The following is a 16,663-nucleotide window of genomic DNA, read 5'->3' as shown; positions in this document are numbered from 1 at the left end:
GGTGTCCTCGCGACGGCCGGCCGGTCCCGAATCCCAGCGGTACCTGCGGCCTCCCGGATTTCTCCCCCGGGAGGCCGTCGCCGTGTCAGGCGTAGCGGTAGATCCTGCTGTGGTCCAGGAGCGTCGAGGGCGCGACGTCGAACGGCGGCAGCAGCTCCCTGAGCGCGGCCACCCGGCCGTGCTGCGGGTCCCCCTCGGGGGGCGGCTCCTCCGGGAGATAGCGCTTGGACCTGGGGTGGGCGGCCTGCCAGCGCGACCAGAGGCTGTCGATGTACGCGTGGTGGAGCCAGAACACGGGGTCGTTCACGGCGGCCGCGCCGACCATGATGCCGCTGACCCAGCGGTGCACCTGGTTGTGGTTGCGGAACCGGGCCTCGCCCGAACCCGTCGTCCAGCCCTCGATCTTGTTGCGGAACCCGGTCCTGCTGGTGGAGTTCCACGGCGCGACGTCGTAGACGGGATCGGCGAGGGCACGGGCCACGTCGTCGGGGGTCGGCAGCCGGATGGGATTCATGGGCCGGCCCATGTCCCGGGTCAGGAAACGGCCTTCGGTGACGTTGACTGAGATCTCCCACTGCCCGCGGACGTACGCGAAGGGACCGGTCATGACCTGGAAGTCGCCGCGCCGCCCATTGCCGCCCATGAAGTCGTCGGACCAGAGCGACGAGGCGGGTGAATTGTCCCGCGTCCAGTCCCAATAGGGCAGCGTTACACGGGAGTTGACCCTCTGCAGGGCCTGCTCGAAGACGAGCAGGAACCGGCGGTGCCACGGCAGGAACGACGGCGCCATGTGGGCGACCCGCAGCCCGGCGCTCCCGTCCGAGACGTAGAACGCGATGTGGGTGCGCACGAACTGGTCGTACACGCCGGTTCGTTTGAGTTCGAGTACGGCGTTGACGAAGGCCCTGCGTTCGGCGCTGGTCAGGTTCCGCTGGTTCTTACGCGTGTACACCACCGTCGGCTCCCTCCTCGTGGCCGTGCACGGGTACGAAGGCGAGCCGGGCGGCGCCGAGCTCGGCCGCGGCGGCGCGGGCGGCTTCGCGCGCGGTGGCGTACGACTCGTAGTGGTCCACGGAGCTCAGGTAGCTGCCGTCGGCTCGGCGCATCAGGTCTAGCTGCCTGCCGTCCACGAACGCGGTGACCTCGGTGCTGTCGGCCTCGATGGGCCAGCCCTGGATGCGGTGCCCCGCGTACATCTCGTCGAAGGTGAACCCGTCGTCAGGCTGCACCCCGGCCGCCCCGGCGGGCTCGCCGTACGCCGGGGTGGCCGGGATGCGGGAGAGCGCGGCTGCGGTGAAGGCGACCGTCGCCGAGGCGAACAGGGCGCGCAGCAGGCCGCGCCGGGCGACGCGCCAGGTGGTGCGGGGTGGGGGCGTGCCGGGCCTGGTGGGCTCGGGGGCGCGGCCCCTGGGGCGGGTGCGGCCCGTCCGGTGTGCGTGCCAGAAGTATGTCGCGTCGTTCATGGGCGTCTCCCTCGTGCTCGCTCGCGCGGACTCGTCCGGCACATGCGTGGGCCCCGGAAACCTTCGTGGTTCCGGGGCCCGTCCAAGCGTCCGCTCTCCTTGTCCGATGCCGGGTTCAACGAGGCCCGGAGCCACAGGAAACGGCCGCCGCCCCATGGCGCGGCGACGGGCGGGCTCTCCCCGGGCCGGTACTGGTTGCACGGCCCGGGGAGGCTTCAACCATGCGACTGGTCAGTGGGGTCAACGCCCGTGCGCGCGTGGCGTGTCGGCGGGCGCGGGCGATTCACGCGGTCGGCCCAACGTTCCTGCTCTCATCCGGTCCAGAAGTCCCACCAGCGGGTCAGGATCAGCATCCCGATGACCCCGATGTGCAGGACGGGCACGACCCAGCCGAACTCGGCGAAAAGAGGCCTGGCCCAACTCGGCGCGGGCAGCGCCCGGTTGACCACGTTGAGGGCGGTGACCCGCCAGAAGAGGGCGATGGTGGCGACCCATGCCAGGCAGCACCACAGGCACAGCGCGTCGATCCGGTACAGCGACTCGAACTGGAGCCAGCTGACGAAGCCGACCCCGGCCAGCGCCCCCGCGTTCAGCGTCAGCCAGTACCAGCGCCCGAACCGGCCGCCCCCGAGCAGGCTCATGCCGGCACAGCCGACGATCCCGTACGCGACCAGGCCCAGCATGGGGTTCGGGAAGCCGAAGACGGAGGCCTGCGCACTCTTCATGACGTTGCCGCAGGAGATCACCGGGTTGAGGCTGCACCCGGGAACGAAGTTCGGGTTCCTGAGGAGTTCGAACTCGTCGAGGGTGATGACCCACGAGGCGAGCAGGCCGGCCGCGCCGGTCAGCACGATCAGCCAGGCCGTGCCGCGGCCGGCGCCGAAGGGGGCGCCGCCCGGCGGTAGGGGCCCCAAGGGGTCGGTGGCCGGTGCCTGTTGGGGGATCGTCCCGGGGGTGGGCATGGCTGTCGTCTCCGTATCTCGTCCGCGGTGGGGTCAGCCGCGCAGGCGGCGGACGGGGAGCACGCAGTGGCCGGCGGTGGAAATGGTGTCCTCGTCGCCCGCGAACGCCCTCAACTGCTCCTCGCTGACGGCGATTCCGGGCCGCGCCCGCGGCCACGAGCGGGTGGCGAACATGAACTGGACCGTGCCCCGCTTCCCGGCCGCGACGAGCCATTCGGGCGGCACCGGGCACTGGACGGTCAGCGACGGCATGGTCAGGACGGCCTGGCCGCCCTGGACGATGAGCGTCACCGGGAGCGCGGCCCCGCGGTCCTTGTCGAGCACGCTGCCGGCCGGCATGCCCAGCTCGTCGAGCAGCGCCCGCGCCGCGGCCTCCGCACCCTCGGGCCCCTCGGTCCCGTCACCGAGCGAGTACGCCATGAGGAACGGCACATCACCGGTCTCGTCGGGGTGTTCGCCGCTCCACGCGATGACGACGACGGAGCCCAACAGGACTGCCCTGGATGGCTCTACGGCACTGGCGGGGGAAGTCATGCCGGGACTCTAGGACATTCCGGGCTCAACCCCTCGCGGCCGTCACCCGTCTGGATGAAACGTTCTCGCCGTCGCGTCGCAGGACCCTCCGGGCGGCCGCACCGCCCTTCCGCACCCGGACGCGGCGGAGCGGCTCCGGAATCCCCAACTCCACGGAGCCGCCCGCCATGCGCTACGAGAGCCGCGCCAACCGGCCCTGTTTCAGTCGGTGTTGGCGCACGCGTTGCCGAACGCCGGGTTCAGGGCGCCGATGACGCTGACCGTGTTGCCGCACACGCCGATCGGCACGTGCACGGGAATCTGCACCACGTTGCCGGAGACGACGCCGGGCGAGTGCGCGGCCGCACCCTGCGCGCCCGCGTCGGCGAAGGCGGCACCAGAAGCGGCACCCGTGGCGAGACCCGCGGCAGCAAGAGCCAGAGCGGTCTTCTTGGCAGTGTTCATGGTGAAACCTTCCGTTCGACGGTTGCCTCAGCGTAGGCAGACGTCCATAAGTCACCGGAAGCGAACACGCCGGGTTTATTGTCTTTCCCTCGTACAGCGCATGAACGGGCCGTTTATCCGATCAATTCGCTGTCAGGAAAGCCCTGTTCAGGATGTGGGGATCAGCCGACCGGAAGACCGCCGATGAGCTGGTCCGGGCTGGTCGACCCGTTGGTCTTCCTGATGCTCTTGGCGGTGCCGACCACCGCGGGGCTCAGCGACTCGGCCGACTTGGGGTCGATCAGGTTGGTCTGGAGGGGCTGCGCGTCGGCCAGGTTCGCGTTGGCGACGTTCTGGGCGATCGCGTCGAGGCCGCCGTTCAGGCTCATGGGCGTGAGGTCACCGGCCTTGAAGGCCGGCGCCGCCGGTGGCGTGACGTTACCGGCCGCGAAGGCCGGCGCCGCCGCGCCCACGACCGCGAGGGAGCCGGCGAGTGCCGCAACAACCTTCATCGACTTCATCATCAATCCTTCCGCGGCGAGTTGGATCGCCGTACTGGCCGCACACGCCGCCCACTCACTGGCACCGCGTGTGTTCCTGAATGCATTGCCCTGCTTCGCCTTGGCTAACGACCTCCGGACGATTGAGAAACCCTTCGGGCATCGATTCATGGGCGGGCGGCCAATTGCGGAGAACGGCAGTTATTCGTATGAGGTTTTCATGAATTGCCGTGTGGACAGGGGCAGTTGGGCTGCTCTGCCGGCTTCCGGACGGCCGAGAGCGCCGGTCCTGATGTCGGGCCGGCGCTCTCGGCGGGGGGTGCGGCTCAGGCGCCGGGCAGGGGTACTGGCGGCAGGGGCAGGCCCGGCAGGGCGGGCAGCGGCAGGCCGCCGCCGAGCAGGATGGCCAGGATGACGCCGATGAGGCCGGTGAGCACCGCGGTCGCCGCGGCCAGGATGGCCACGACGTCGCCCTTGGTGACGGCGGCGATGAGGTCGGCGATGGCCTTCTTGGCCGCCGCGACGGCGTCGTCCTTGATGTCCATCGGGGCCGCGGCCTTCTGCGGTCCGCCCAACGGAATCCCCGGGGCGGTGGGCGCCGCCGGGGCCGCCGCCTTGACCGCGTCGAGGGCGGCCGTCGCCTTGTTCGCCAGCGCGGTGGCGTCGGCCGGGGACGCGCCGCCGAGCACACCGTTCAGCAGGTCGGTCACGGTCGAGAGCAGCGGCCCGATGGGGCCCAGCTGCTTGATCTGAGCGAGCAGGGCGTCGGCACCCGGTACCGGTACGTCGGCGCGGACCGATCGCGGCGGCTGGAAGTCGGCGGCCATCGCCGTTTCGGCGGATCCGATGACAATCGCGGTCGAAAGGGCCACAGCGACCAGTCTCCGCGGTGTTCGTACGCGCATGAAACGGTTCTCCTTCGGTGAGGCGTGTGAACTTTTCTCACCGTCCGTGGGGCCCGCACCCACCGCAACCGCGTAGTCGTCCTGTCTGATCGTCAGCTTTCCGCCGCACCGCGCCTAGCTGGTACAACTCCGTTCTCGGAGCCCCTTGGTGAGCTACCGCCATCCGGGGCAGCACGAAGCCCCGGCGGCTCCTTGGAAGGGGGGAGCGGCCGGGGCTTCGGCAGGGGACTACTTGTTGACGCAGGTGTTGCCGAACGCCGGGTTCAGCAGACCGATCACGTTCACCGTGTTGCCGCAGACGTTCACCGGCACGTGGACCGGGACCTGCGCCGCGTTGCCGGACACCACGCCGGGGGAGTGGGTGGCCGCGCCGTGCGCGTCGGCCTCGGCGGAAGCGACGCCGGCCCCACCGGCGATGGCAGCAGCGGCGGCGGTGGACAGGACCAGAGCCTTCGCGGTACGCGACATGGAGAAGCACTCCTCATTCAGAAAGACATTGACCGGGTGTTGTCACTCGACCTAGACCCCAACGCGGCCCCGGGCGCCCAGTTTTGCCCCTAACGGGTGAACCCGGGTTTCCGGGGCCGCGAAATCGGCCAAAGGGCGGGTCCGGACCGTGAACACGGGCCGCCGCCACGGTCCGAGGGCGTCACCCCTGCGGCTTACTTGTTGACGCAGGGGTTGCCGAACGCCGGGTTCAGCAGACCGATCACGCTCACCGTGTTGCCGCAGAGATTCACCGGCACATGGACCGGGACCTGGACCAGGTTGCCCGACAGGACGCCCGGCGAACCCTCGGCCACGCCTTCGGCGTGCGCCCCGCCGCCCTGTCCCGTGGCCGCCGCCATACCGGCTCCGAGCAGCACGATCGCGGTGCCGGCGCCCGCCGACACGGCGGACTTGGCAATTCGATTCATCGCGTTTTCCTTTCGGGTGGAGATGAGGCCACCGATACAACGACGGGGTCGTCAACTGGATACGCACGATCGCCCGAAGGAGACACTCCGGCGCACGCATTCATGACGGAACCGGGTTGTAAATACGGTTACAGTGCTCCCCGCCGCCCCCGGCCTGTCAAAGCGCGGGGAACTTCGGCAGCCGGAGCACCGGTTATGCGGAATTCACATGGCGGGCCGCTGCGAGGCGAGCCCCGCAGCATCTTTTTGTTCAGCTTTCATTTCGAGCGCCAGACCGGAGTGACCGCGCATGCCGACGAGAGCGAACACCCCCGGCGGACCCGGAGGGCCGGGGTCCGCGGGGGGCCTGAGCGTCCTGCACCTGGTCCAGCCCGTCGAGGGGGGCGTGGCCCGAGTCGTCACGGACTTGGTGCGGGACCAGCTGCGCGACGGATTCCGGGTCACCGTGGCATGCCCGGAGGAGGGCCCGCTGAGCGCCGAACTGACCCGCCTGGGTGCCCGGGTGCACCCCTGGCGGGCCACCCGCTCGCCGGGCCCCGCGCTGCTCGGCGAGACGGTGCGGGCGGCCCGCCTGATCCGGCGCGTACGCCCCGACGTCATCCACGCGCACAGCGCGAAGGCCGGGGTGGCCGCGCGGCTCGCGGTGCGCGGCAGGGTGCCCACCGTCTTCCAGCCGCACGCCTGGTCGTTCGAGGCGGTCGGCGGGATCGTCGCTCGCCTTTCCCGGGGTTGGGAGCGCGCCGCCGTGCGCTGGACCTCGCGCGTCGTGTGCGTCAGCGAGGGCGAGCGGGCCACGGGGCTGCGGGCCGGCGTCCTCGCACCCTGCTCGGTGATCCCCAACGGCGTCGACCTCGATCACTACCGCGCGCCCGACGACGTGCCGTCCACCCACGACGCACCCCTGGTCGTCTGTGTCGGGCGGCTGTGCCGGCAGAAGGGCCAGGACGTGCTGCTCCGTGCCTGGCAGGACGTCCGCGCCTCGGTGCCGGGCGCGCATCTGGTGCTGGTCGGCGACGGGCCGGGCCTCGCGGCGCTGCGCGCGGCCGCGCCCCGCTCGGTGTCCTTCGTCGGGTCGGTGTCCGACACCGCCGCCTGGTACCGGGCGGCCGATCTGGTCGTGCTGCCCTCGCGCTGGGAAGGGATGGCGCTCGCCCCGCTGGAGGCGATGGCGTGCGGCCGGGCGGTGGTGGTCACCGACGTCGGGGGCTCGGCCGAGAGCCTCGCGCCCGGCCATGCCCCGCTCTGTCTCGTAACCCCGGACGAACCGGCCGAGTTGGCGCGCGCGATCACGCATCTGCTGACCGACCCGGCGCTGCGCACCGTTCTCGCCCGCCAGGGGCACGAGCACGTATCCACCACCCATGACGTGCGGCAGACGGCCCGGTGCATCGCGGAGGTGTACCGCGATGTGGCCGCCCTGCAGCGCTCCGAGCACAGGGAACGCATCAGCCAGTGACCGCGGAAAGCATCGTCCCGTCCGCCGGAAAGCCGCCCCACGGCGCCGGGATGTCATCGGGAACCGTTTCGGTGGTCACGCCCCGCGAGGCGCCGGACCACTTCGCCCTGCCCACCGGGCGGCCGCGCGCGGGACGGGCGTTCGTGTCCGCCCTGCTCACGGTGGACTGCGCGGCCGGGCTGCTCGGCATGCTCGTGCTGCCGTACTCCGGGCTGCCGCCCGGGCCCGCCGGGCTGCTCGTGGCCACGGCGCTCGTGCTCAACGCCCGGGCCGGGCTCTACCGGCCGACGATGGCACGGGGCGTGCTCGCCGACGTGCCCGCGCTGTTCTTCCGCGCCCTGATCGGCTGGTGCGCCCTTTCGACCGTGCTCGCCCATCAGAGCGCGCTGGTCCACGAGCCGTCCGCCGCGCCGCTCACGGTGTCCGCGGTCGCGGCGGGCTGCGCCGTCCAGACGCTGGTGAGCTGCGCGGGGCGCGGCGCCGCGCTGTGGCTGCGGCGCCGGCGGGCCATGCGCAGGCCCCGGCCCACCCTGGTGGTGGGCCCGGCGGCCACCGCTGTGCGCGTCACGGCCGCGCTGGTGCGCCAGTCGAGCGGCGGCATCCGGCCGGTCGGCGTGGTCGTGCCGCCGTCCGAGAGTGCCGTGGAGGCCGGGCCCGTGCCGGTCCTTCGCAGCCTGGAGGACGTCCAGCGCGCCGTCATCCAGAACGGGGTGCAGGACTGCCTGTTCACCCACGAATCCTCACCTTCCGTTCCACCGGCGCTACTTGAGGCCATGGGCTGCACGCTGTGGCAGCTGGACACGCGCGCGCCCGGCCATCTCGTACCCCGCCAGCAGTCGGACGAGCTGGCCGCCTTCCCCTGCCGCCCGCTGACCACCGCCCCCGCCACCGCGCCGGGCCTGTTCTTCAAGCGGCTCGTCGACCTGGCCGTCACCGTGCCCGCGCTGATCGTCGCGGCCCCCGTCCTCGCGGTGTGCGCGCTGGTCCTTCGCCGCAGCGACGGGCCCGGCGTGTTGTTCCGGCAAGAGCGGATCGGGATGCGCGGGCGGGCGTTCACCCTCCTCAAGTTCCGTACGCTGCGCCCCGACACCGCGCACGAGGCCGCCACCCGCTGGACCATCGCCGACGACCAGCGGATGAGCCGGGCCGGGAACTTCATGCGCCGCACGTCCCTGGACGAGCTGCCCCAGCTGTGGAACGTGATCCGGGGCGATATAAGCCTCGTCGGCCCCCGGCCCGAACGCCCCTATTTCGTGGCCCAGTTCAGCCAGGCGCACCCCGGCTACGCGGCCCGGCACCGGATGCCCGTCGGCCTGACCGGGCTCGCCCAGGTGCAGGGGCTGCGCGGCGACACCTCGATCGAGGACCGGGCCCGTTACGACAACTACTACATCGACCACTGGTCGCTGTGGCAGGACCTGTGCATCCTGCTGCGCACCGCGGTCTGCCTCGTCCGCCCCACGGGGAGCTGAGCGTGCACGCCTTCGCGGCCGCGCCGCCGATGCCTGTCCCGGCCCCGCTGCGCCGGGCCCTGCACCTGCTGCCGCTGCTCGCCGTGATCGCGCTGCTCGCCACTCCCCCGCTGGGCGGCGAGGGCTCGGCGACCGCCGCCGACGCGGCCTGCGGGGTGCTCGTGGTGTGGGCGCTTGTGCGGGTCCTGCGCGAGGGCGTCCGGCCGCTGACCCGTACGGCCGCTCTCGTCATGGGGCTCCCCGTGGCCGGGATCTGCGTGGCCGCGATGGGCGCCGCGGATCCCGGCACCGCGGTCGCCGGGCTCGGCCGCTACCTCCAGATCTTCGTACTCGTGCCGCTCGCCGTGCTGCTCCTGCTGCGCGACCGCGACGACTTCCGGCTCGCCGCGGCGGGCGTGGTGGCGCTCGCCCTGTTCGAGGGCGGCGTCGGCGTCGTGCAGTACGCGACCTCCACCGGCGCCTCCTACATGGGCGAGGACATCCGCGCGGTCGGCACCTTCGGCGCCTCGGACATCATGGGCATGGCCACCGTGGTGTCCTGCGGGCTGCTCTGCTCGGTCGGTCTCGCCCTCGACCCCACCCCCGGCGCGAGCCGTGGCCGGCGCCTGGCCGCCCTCGCCTGCGCGGCGCTCCTGCTGCTTCCGCTCGCCGTGTCGTTCAGCCGGGGCGCCTGGATCGCGACGGCCGTCGCGGCCTGCGCACTGCTGCTGCTCTCCGGGGTGCGCCGGGCGCTGGCCGTCCTCGCGGTGATCGCGGCGGCCACCGTCGTCCTGGTCGGCGCCAGCGGGTCAGGCACCCAGCTGCTCCAGGAGCGGCTCGCCAGCATCACCCAGGTCGAGAGCGCCCCCGACCAGTCCGTGACCGACCGGTACACCATGTGGGCGGCAGCGGAACTGATGTGGCGTCAAACTCCGCTCACGGGCGTCGGGTTGAAGGGTTTCCCGGCTCACCGCGATGCGAACTCCTCGCTCGCCCTGTCCTCCGGCAGCGACACCGCGGGCGCGGGCGCGGCCTTCAAGCGCCAGCCCCTGCTCTCCCCGCACAACATGTACCTCCTCGTCCTGAGCGAGCAGGGCCTGCTCGGCGTGGTCACCGTCGTCGGCGGCTGGGCCGCGCTCCTGGTCGCCGGCGTCCGGAGACTGCGCCTCGCGCGCGGGCAAGGCGCCCCGATGGACTGCGCCCTGATCGCCAACGGCCTCCTGATCTGGCTGCTCGTCGACTTCTTCTACGGTGACATCGGCGGGCCCTCCACCGCGGTGACCGCGCTCGCCCTCGGCCTCGCCGCCTGGTGGGCACTCGCCGCACGGCGGGCGGCCCGCCCGTGACGAAGATCGTTCCTCCGCTCGCACCCACGGCCGCGCCCGAACTCGGCTCGTCCGGGCGGCTGTTGGCGCGGGCCGCGTTCCTCACCGCCGGCCTCACGGTCGCCGGAGCCCTCCTCGGCCTGCTGCGCGACCAGGCCTTCGCGCACTTCTTCGGCGCCGACACCGACACCGACGCCTTCCTGGTCGCCTGGACGGTCCCGGAGGTCGCCGCGACGCTGCTGATCGAGGACGGCCTGGCCTTCGTCCTCGTACCCGCGTTCAGCCTCGCGCTGGTCAAACGAGCCGGGCACACCGGCCCCGACCCGGTCCGCACCCTGGTGGCGGCCACCCTGCCCCGGCTGATGCTCGTACTGGCCGCGGGCGGCGCCGTCCTCATCGCCGCGGCCCCCGCCGTGGTCGCGGTGCTCGCGCCCGGGCTGCCCCGCGCGGACCTGGCCGTCGACTGCACCCGGCTGACCGCGACCTGCGTGCTCACCTTCGGGCTCACCGGATACTGCAGCGCCGCCCTGCGCGGGCACGGCCGCTTCCTGGCGCCCGCGTCGATCTACGTGGCCTACAACGTGGGCATCATCGCCCTGCTCCTGCTGCTCGGCAGGGCGTGGGGCGTGCGGGCCGCGGCGGCCGGGGTCGCGCTCGGCGGCGTCCTCATGATCCTCGTCCAGCTGCCCGCGCTGTGGCACAGCTGGCGCGACCGGGAACCCGTCGTCGCCCTGCCCGCCGCGCGCCGGCCCACCCGGGGCACGGCGCAGGCACTGCGGCTCGCCCTGGTCGCCCCGATCGTGGTGTTCGCGCTCAGCCGCCAGACACAGGTCCTCATCGAGCGGTTCCTGGCCGCGCCGCTGCCCGCCGGGGCCATCTCGCACCTGAACTACGCCCAGAAGGTGGCGCAGATGCCGATGGTGCTCTCCCTGATGCTGTGCACGGTCACCTTCCCCGTCATCGCCCGGGCCCTCGCCGCGGGCGACACCGAGCGGGCCCGGCGCCGGGTGGAGAGCGACCTGATCGTGGCAGGCACCATCGTGCTGCTCGGCGCCTCGGTGGTGGTGGCGTGCGCCCCGCAGATCATCCAAGTCCTGTTCCAGCGCGGCGCGTTCACCGCCCACGACACCGCGGCGACCGCCGACGTGATGCGCATGTACGCGCTCGGACTGCTCGGCCAGACCCTCGTCGGGGTGCTCGCCCGCTCCTACTTCTCCGAGGCCCGGCCCCTGTGGTTCCCGGCCTGCGCCATGCTCTCCGGGCTCGCCGCGACCGCCGTGGCGGGGGCCCTCGCCGTACCGGTGTGGGGCGCGCCCGGCATCGCCGGCGCCAACGCGCTCGGCATCACGCTGACCGCGCTCATGCTCCTGTGGGGCAGCGGGCGGCGCCGCACGGCGCTGTCCGTGCGCTGGGTGGGCGGGCAGCTCGCCCGGCTCGTCGTGGCCGCGGGCGGCGCGACCGCCGTCTGCTGGTGGGGGGCGTACGAAACACCAAATCCCGTACTGGCGCTGACCGTCGGGGCCACCTCGGCCGTCGTCGTGTTCGCCGTCGTGGCCCGGCTGCTGCGGGTCCGGGAGTTCTGTCTGCTGTTCCGTCCCGTCACACGAAAGCTCTGGCATGCCCGTTGACACGGCAGTCGGCGACCCGTGGGGTCCACTGACTGGTTCGCGACCCCGCCCCGCCGCACCGCTGTGGGTGGCCATGTACCACTCGGTGACCCACACCACGGACGACCCGTACCGCATCACCGTCTCCCCGCGCCGCTTCGAACGCCAACTTCGCTGGCTGCGAAGACGCGGCCTCAAGGGGGTGAGCGTGGCCGAACTCATCCGGGCCCGTGCGGCCGGCACCGTCCAGGGCCTGGTCGGCCTCACCTTCGACGACGGGTACGCCGACTTCACGGCCGAGGCCATCGCGCTCCTGCGCCGCTACGACTGCACGGCGACGGTGTTCGTGCTGCCGGGCCTGCTCGGCTGCACCAACGAGTGGGACCCGCTGGGCCCGCGCAAGCCGCTCCTCGACGAGCGCGGCATCCAGCAGGCCGCCACCTGGGGCATGGAGGTCGCATCGCACGGCCTGCGCCACGTCGACCTGACCCACGCCGACGAGGACACCCTGCGCCGCGAGGTGCACGAGAGCAGGCAGCTCCTCCTCGACCTGACCGGGCACGACGTGGCGGGCTTCTGCTACCCGTACGGCGCCGTCGACCTGCGCGCCGTCGACGCGGTCCGCTCGGCCGGCTACCAGTACGCCTGCGCCATCGACCCGGGCCCGCTGACCGGCCGCTACGCCCTGCCGCGCGTCCACGTCGGCGAGCGCGACACCAGCTGGCGGCTGCACCTCAAACGCAGCCTGCACCGCTGGCGCCGGCACGAGCCCGCCGACCTCCCGGAGGGCTCGTGAAGGTCCTGCACGTCATCACCGGCCTCGGCATCGGCGGCGCCGAGCAGCAACTGAGGCTGCTGCTGCGGCAGTTGCCCTACCAGTCCGACGTGGTCACCCTCACCAACCCCGGCGCCGTGGCCCGCGCGATCGTCCGCGAGGGCGGCCGGGTGCGGAACCTGGACATGACGGGCAACCGCGACCTCTCGGCGGTCCCCCGGCTCACCAAGCTCATCCGGCGCGGCCACTACGACGTCGTCCACACCCACCTGTACCGGGCCTGCCTGTACGGCCGCCTCGCGGCGAGGCTCGCCGGGGTGCGCACCATCGTGGCCACCGAGCACTCCCTGGGCGAGGCCCGCATCGAGGGCCGCCGGCTCGGCCCCGCCGTACGCGGCCTCTACCTGGCGAGCGAACGGCTCGGCACCACGACCGTCGCGGTCTCCCCCACCATCGCGCGCCGTCTGACCCGCTGGGGTGTGCCCGAGCGCCGCATCCAGGTGGTCCCGAACGGCATCGACGCCGCCCAGTTCGCCTTCAGCACCCGCGCCCGCAGCTCCGTACGCCGCCAACTCGGGCTGCCCGCAAGGGCGTTCGTGATCGGGGCGGTCGGCAGGCTGGCCGCGGGCAAGCGGTTCCACGTCCTCGTCGACGCGCTCGCCGCCCTCCCGGACGCCTGGCTGGTGCTCGCGGGCGGCGGCGCACAGGAACAGCCGCTGCGGGCCCGCGCCGAACGGCTCGGCGTGGCCGCCCGGGTCGTCTTCGCGGGCGAGTGCGTCCAGGACGGCACGTCCCCGGCGGGCCACCGCCCCAGCCTCGCGGGCCTCCTCTCCGCGGTGGACTGCCTGGCCTCCCCCTCCGCCGAGGAGGCCTTCGGCCTGGCCGTCGTGGAGGGCCTGGCGGCCGGGCTCCCGGTGGCGTACGTGACCTGCCCGGCGATCGACGACCTGCCCGCCGGATCCGCACCCGGCGCGCTGCGCACCGGCCGCACGGCCGCCGCGTTCACCGACGTACTGGACGAATTCCAGCGCTCGGGCCGCACCCGGCTGCCCGTCCCCGACGCGGTACGCCGCTACTGCGTGACCGCGACCTCGGTCCAGCTGGTCCAGGTGTACGAGGCGGCCGCGGCCCGCGCGCCCCTGCCGCATCCGGCGTCCGAAAGGGCCGGCATCCGCGTGCACATCCCGACGAACGTCTCGACGAACGCCTCGACGCACCTCTCGACGCACCTCTCGACGAACAACTCGGAGAAAGAAGAGTCCAGATGAGCAAATTCTCCGGCCTGCGGCAGCGTCACAGCACCCGCCGCCTGCCGCCGCGCTGGTGGCCGCTGCCCGTGTGCGCGCTGCTCGGCGCGACGGCGGGCGGCGCCTACGGCGTGGTGAAGACCCCGGAGTACACCGCGACCAGCTATGTCGTGGTCACCCCCGCCGAGAAGGCCGACCCGTCGGTCGCGCTCGGCTTCGCGCAGGCGTACGGCCGGGTCGCGACCCAGGTCGCCGTCATCGGCGACGCCCAGGTGTGGGCGGGGGTGAGCGCGAACACCCTGCGCGCCAGCGTGCAGACGGCGACCTCGCCCGACGCGCCGATGATCGCGATCACCGCCACCTCGGCCCGGGCCGGGGACGCCGCGGGCATGGCCAACGCGGTGGCCCGGGCCCTCACCGTGAACGGCACCCACACCCAGGCCGCCACCGGGGTGAAGGTGGTGCAGTTCTCCCGCGCGGCCGAGCCCCTGGCCCCCTCGTCCCCGTCGGCCTCGCTGACGACGCTGGTGGGCGGCTGCGCGGGCGGCCTCCTCGGCGGCCTCACCCTGCTGGCCCGGCCGCGCCGCCGCCCCGAATCCGGGCCCGAGCTCGCCGCCGCGGTGCCGGCCCCGGCCGGGGCGGCGTCCGTACCGCAGGAGGTCGGCTAGTGGCCGGGCTCCGCGTGGAGGTGTGCACGGACAACCTCCACTTCGCGGACCTCGCCCCCAACTGGCATCGCCTGCACCGCAGTTGCAGCACCGCGACTCCCTTCCAGAGCCACGCGTGGCTGCATTCGTGGTGGCTCTCGTACGGGGTGCCGGGGCGACTGCGGGTCCATCTCGCCTACCGGGACGGCGAGTTGGTCGGAGCGGCTCCGCTGATGCGGGTGCTGCGCCCGCTGCCGGCCCTCGTCCCGCTGGGCGGCACCATCTCCGACTTCACGGACGTACTCCTGGACGACGCCTGCGCCGAGGAGGCGGCGGGCGCCCTCACCGGGGCGCTGATGACTTCGGCGCGCGGCGCCCTGATCGACCTCGGCGAGGTGCGCCCGGGCGGCGGCGCCGAGCTGCTGCACGCCAACTGGCCCCGCGCGCGGCGCCGGTTGAGCGACTCGCGCTGTCTGGAGCTGCCCGCGGAGGGCATGGACGCACTCCTCTCGCGGCTCCCGTCGAACCGGGCCCAGCGGGCCCGCGCCAAGCTCCGCAAGATCGACGCGCTGGGCATCGAGCAGCGCGACGTACCGCCCGAGGAAGTGCCCGGAGCGCTGCGTACGCTGCTCGAACTGCACGGGCTCCAGTGGCAGGGCCGCGGGGTGACGCGCGAGCACCTGCGGCCCCGGTTCGAGGAGCATCTGGCGCGCGCGGTGGGCGAGATGACCCGGCAGGGCGACGCGGTGGTCACCGAGTTCCGCCTGGACGGCGAGGTGGTCGCGGCCGATCTGACCCTGCTCTCCCCGGCCCTCGCGGGCGGCTACCTGTACGGGGCGCACCCCGGCCTGCGCGGCCGCAAGGTGGACGTGGCCACGATGCTGCTGCGGGCCTGCGCGCAGCGCATCGACGGCAGCGGCCGGGCCGCGCTGAGCATGCTGCGCGGCAACGAGCCGTACAAACAGCACTGGCGGCCCGAGGTCCGGGTCAACCAGCGCTTCCTGCTGGCCCGGCGGCGCACCCTGCCACTGCTGTGGGCCAGCACGCTGCACGGCCGGCGCTGCCCCGCCACGGAGCCCTCAGGACCGGCGTGAGTACCAGTCGAGGCGGAGGCAGAGCTTGCCTCCGATCCAGTACTCGACCCAGGGGTTGAGGTCGAGCGGCGAGCAGTTGGCGGGCGGCGTCGGCGTGGCGGGCGGCGCGGCCGGCTGGGGACTGGGCACCGTCGACGGCTTGGGGCTCACCGGGACGGCCGGGATGGCAGGGGTCGCCGGGGTCACCGGGGTCACCGGCGCCGTCGGCTGCGGGGTGGGTTCCTTGCGGCCGAACAGGAGCGAGCGGTAGACCTCCGAGGCGAGGGGGTTGTCGGTGCACTCCCACACGCCGTGCGGGCAGTAGTCGGTGATGGTGTTGTAGACCGGCTGGTGCGCGTCCATCCAGGCCAGCATCCGGCGCATGTATTCGGGATTGTCACCGTTGCGGAAGAGCCCCCATTCCGGATAGGAAATGGGCTTCTTGTGCGCGGCGGCGAAATCCACGTGCTGCTGCAGCCCGTACGGCTCTTTGACCTGCTTGTCGAAATCCTGGCCCGGGGGCTGGTCGTAGGAATCCATTCCGATGATGTCGACGACGTCGTCGCCCGGATAGCAGTCGGTCCACGGCACCGCGTCGCGCCCCCGGCTCGGCGCGAAATCGAACCGGAATTTCTGGCCCGGTACGGAACGCATGGCGGTGACCGCGTTCTTCCAGTATTTCTTCCAGGAGGCCGGGTCGGGCCCGCAACGATGGGTGTACGTGGTGCCGTTCATCTCCCAGCCGAGCACGATGACCGTGTCCGGGATCTTGAGCTCGACCAGCCGCTCGGCCAGCTTCTTGAAGTGGTCGTCGTAGTCCCCGTCGGCTCCGTGGGCGAGCAGCTTGCGCACGCGGCCGTCGGGGATTTCCATCTCGTTGAGGGCCTGCATCGGGACGTTGAGGACGAGGGTGCGGTCCGCGCGCTCGCGGCGCCAGGCGGCCCAGTCGTCGAGGAACCCCGCCCTGCCCTCGATGTCGAACCAGCTGTCCCCGGGCAGATAGGTGTGCCCGACCCGGATGTCGGCGCCGCCGAGCCATTTCTCCAGCTCCGCGATGCGCTTCACGCCGAGGGCGCCGGAATCCAGAAAGGCGCCGAAGTTCGCGACGGAGGGGTGGGCGGGGGGAGGGTCGTTGCCCGCCCCGGGTCGATGGACCCCGGGTTGGCTGCCATGGGCAGCGGGCGCCAGTGCCAGACTGAAGAGGGCGCCCGCCGCCAGAACGCTTGTGGTGAAGGTGGTCGCTCGATGACGTCGCTGACGCATGTGCGCTCCCTTGGTACTGAGGACCTCCCCGGATTCCCGGTTGGAAAATATTCTTATTGCGCCGATAGGGAAGATAAGCAGCCCACGCCGTAAGCCCCCCGAACGGGGGTACGGG

At 72.6% G+C, this 16,663-nt stretch carries 18 protein-coding genes; 8 read left to right on the top strand and 10 right to left on the bottom strand.

Annotated elements, in window-relative coordinates:
* Nucleotides 1-85: 85 nt before the first annotated feature.
* From ADK54_RS26425 to ADK54_RS26385, 9 genes are all read right to left on the bottom strand, one after another.
* Nucleotides 86-955, bottom strand: a complete 870-nt coding sequence (locus tag ADK54_RS26425; RefSeq protein ID WP_053728212.1) for a tyrosinase family protein — start codon at nucleotides 953-955, stop codon at nucleotides 86-88.
* Nucleotides 939-1,463 (bottom strand): tyrosinase family oxidase copper chaperone, encoded by a 525-nt coding sequence (locus tag ADK54_RS26420; RefSeq protein WP_078966642.1) that lies wholly within the window; start codon nucleotides 1,461-1,463, stop codon nucleotides 939-941. Before ADK54_RS26420 ends, ADK54_RS26425 begins: the two co-directional genes overlap by 17 nt.
* 311 nt (nucleotides 1,464-1,774) lie before the next feature.
* Entirely contained in the window at nucleotides 1,775-2,425 is a 651-nt protein-coding gene (locus ADK54_RS26415; protein WP_078966641.1) for a vitamin K epoxide reductase family protein, read from the bottom strand.
* Between the two features lie 33 nt (nucleotides 2,426-2,458).
* Nucleotides 2,459-2,959, bottom strand: coding sequence for a DUF5949 family protein (locus tag ADK54_RS26410; protein WP_053728211.1), 501 nt, complete (start codon nucleotides 2,957-2,959; stop codon nucleotides 2,459-2,461).
* Nucleotides 2,960-3,160: 201 nt separating this feature from the next.
* Nucleotides 3,161-3,403, bottom strand: coding sequence for a chaplin (locus ADK54_RS26405; RefSeq protein WP_053728210.1), 243 nt, complete (start codon nucleotides 3,401-3,403; stop codon nucleotides 3,161-3,163).
* A gap of 161 nt (nucleotides 3,404-3,564) precedes the next feature.
* A complete protein-coding gene (locus ADK54_RS26400) occupies nucleotides 3,565-3,894 on the bottom strand; it encodes a hypothetical protein (RefSeq protein ID WP_159047906.1) in 330 nt (109 codons plus the stop codon).
* A 314-nt stretch (nucleotides 3,895-4,208) separates the two neighbouring features.
* Nucleotides 4,209-4,754, bottom strand: coding sequence for a hypothetical protein (locus ADK54_RS26395; protein ID WP_078966640.1), 546 nt, complete (start codon nucleotides 4,752-4,754; stop codon nucleotides 4,209-4,211).
* 261 nt (nucleotides 4,755-5,015) lie between these two features.
* Nucleotides 5,016-5,255, bottom strand: a complete 240-nt coding sequence (locus tag ADK54_RS26390; RefSeq protein ID WP_053728208.1) for a chaplin — start codon at nucleotides 5,253-5,255, stop codon at nucleotides 5,016-5,018.
* A gap of 194 nt (nucleotides 5,256-5,449) precedes the next feature.
* Nucleotides 5,450-5,704 carry a chaplin gene (locus ADK54_RS26385; protein ID WP_053728207.1) on the bottom strand — a complete coding sequence of 85 codons (255 nt, stop codon included), beginning with the start codon at nucleotides 5,702-5,704 and terminating at the stop codon, nucleotides 5,450-5,452.
* A 289-nt stretch (nucleotides 5,705-5,993) separates the two neighbouring features.
* Here ADK54_RS26385 and ADK54_RS26380 point away from each other — a divergent pair, with 289 nt between their 5' ends.
* The 8 genes from ADK54_RS26380 to ADK54_RS26345 are packed head-to-tail and all read left to right on the top strand — an operon-like array spanning nucleotide 5,994 to nucleotide 15,306.
* Complete coding sequence (locus tag ADK54_RS26380) at nucleotides 5,994-7,160, top strand: glycosyltransferase (RefSeq protein WP_078966639.1); 1,167 nt, start codon at nucleotides 5,994-5,996, stop codon at nucleotides 7,158-7,160.
* Between the two features lie 50 nt (nucleotides 7,161-7,210).
* Entirely contained in the window at nucleotides 7,211-8,632 is a 1,422-nt protein-coding gene (locus ADK54_RS26375; RefSeq protein ID WP_078966650.1) for a sugar transferase, read from the top strand.
* Between the two features lie 29 nt (nucleotides 8,633-8,661).
* Nucleotides 8,662-9,957, top strand: a complete 1,296-nt coding sequence (locus ADK54_RS26370) for an O-antigen ligase family protein (RefSeq protein WP_053728259.1) — start codon at nucleotides 8,662-8,664, stop codon at nucleotides 9,955-9,957.
* Complete coding sequence (gene murJ / locus ADK54_RS26365) at nucleotides 9,954-11,564, top strand: murein biosynthesis integral membrane protein MurJ (RefSeq protein ID WP_420717376.1); 1,611 nt, start codon at nucleotides 9,954-9,956, stop codon at nucleotides 11,562-11,564. Before ADK54_RS26370 ends, murJ begins: the two co-directional genes overlap by 4 nt.
* On the top strand, nucleotides 11,554-12,339 hold the full coding sequence (locus ADK54_RS26360; protein WP_078966637.1) for a polysaccharide deacetylase family protein: 786 nt from the start codon (nucleotides 11,554-11,556) through the stop codon (nucleotides 12,337-12,339). The genes murJ and ADK54_RS26360 overlap by 11 nt, the downstream gene beginning before the upstream one ends.
* Entirely contained in the window at nucleotides 12,336-13,586 is a 1,251-nt protein-coding gene (locus ADK54_RS26355; protein WP_063802058.1) for a glycosyltransferase, read from the top strand. The genes ADK54_RS26360 and ADK54_RS26355 overlap by 4 nt, the downstream gene beginning before the upstream one ends.
* Nucleotides 13,583-14,233 (top strand): Wzz/FepE/Etk N-terminal domain-containing protein, encoded by a 651-nt coding sequence (locus tag ADK54_RS26350; protein WP_053728204.1) that lies wholly within the window; start codon nucleotides 13,583-13,585, stop codon nucleotides 14,231-14,233. Before ADK54_RS26355 ends, ADK54_RS26350 begins: the two co-directional genes overlap by 4 nt.
* On the top strand, nucleotides 14,233-15,306 hold the full coding sequence (locus ADK54_RS26345; protein WP_063802057.1) for a GNAT family N-acetyltransferase: 1,074 nt from the start codon (nucleotides 14,233-14,235) through the stop codon (nucleotides 15,304-15,306). Before ADK54_RS26350 ends, ADK54_RS26345 begins: the two co-directional genes overlap by 1 nt.
* On the opposite strand, the gene ADK54_RS26340 is transcribed toward ADK54_RS26345, so the two are convergent.
* Nucleotides 15,292-16,548: a glycoside hydrolase family 26 protein gene (locus ADK54_RS26340; RefSeq protein ID WP_053728203.1), complete on the bottom strand. Its 1,257-nt coding sequence runs from the start codon at nucleotides 16,546-16,548 to the stop codon at nucleotides 15,292-15,294. The genes ADK54_RS26345 and ADK54_RS26340 overlap by 15 nt on opposite strands.
* Between the last annotated feature and the right edge of the window lie 115 nt (nucleotides 16,549-16,663).

Origin of the sequence: Streptomyces sp. WM6378 (assembly GCF_001279695.1) — a bacterium.
Lineage (GTDB): Bacteria > Actinomycetota > Actinomycetes > Streptomycetales > Streptomycetaceae > Streptomyces.
Note: the sequence above shows the minus strand (reverse complement) of the source record. Positions and strands in the feature narration are given on the sequence as shown.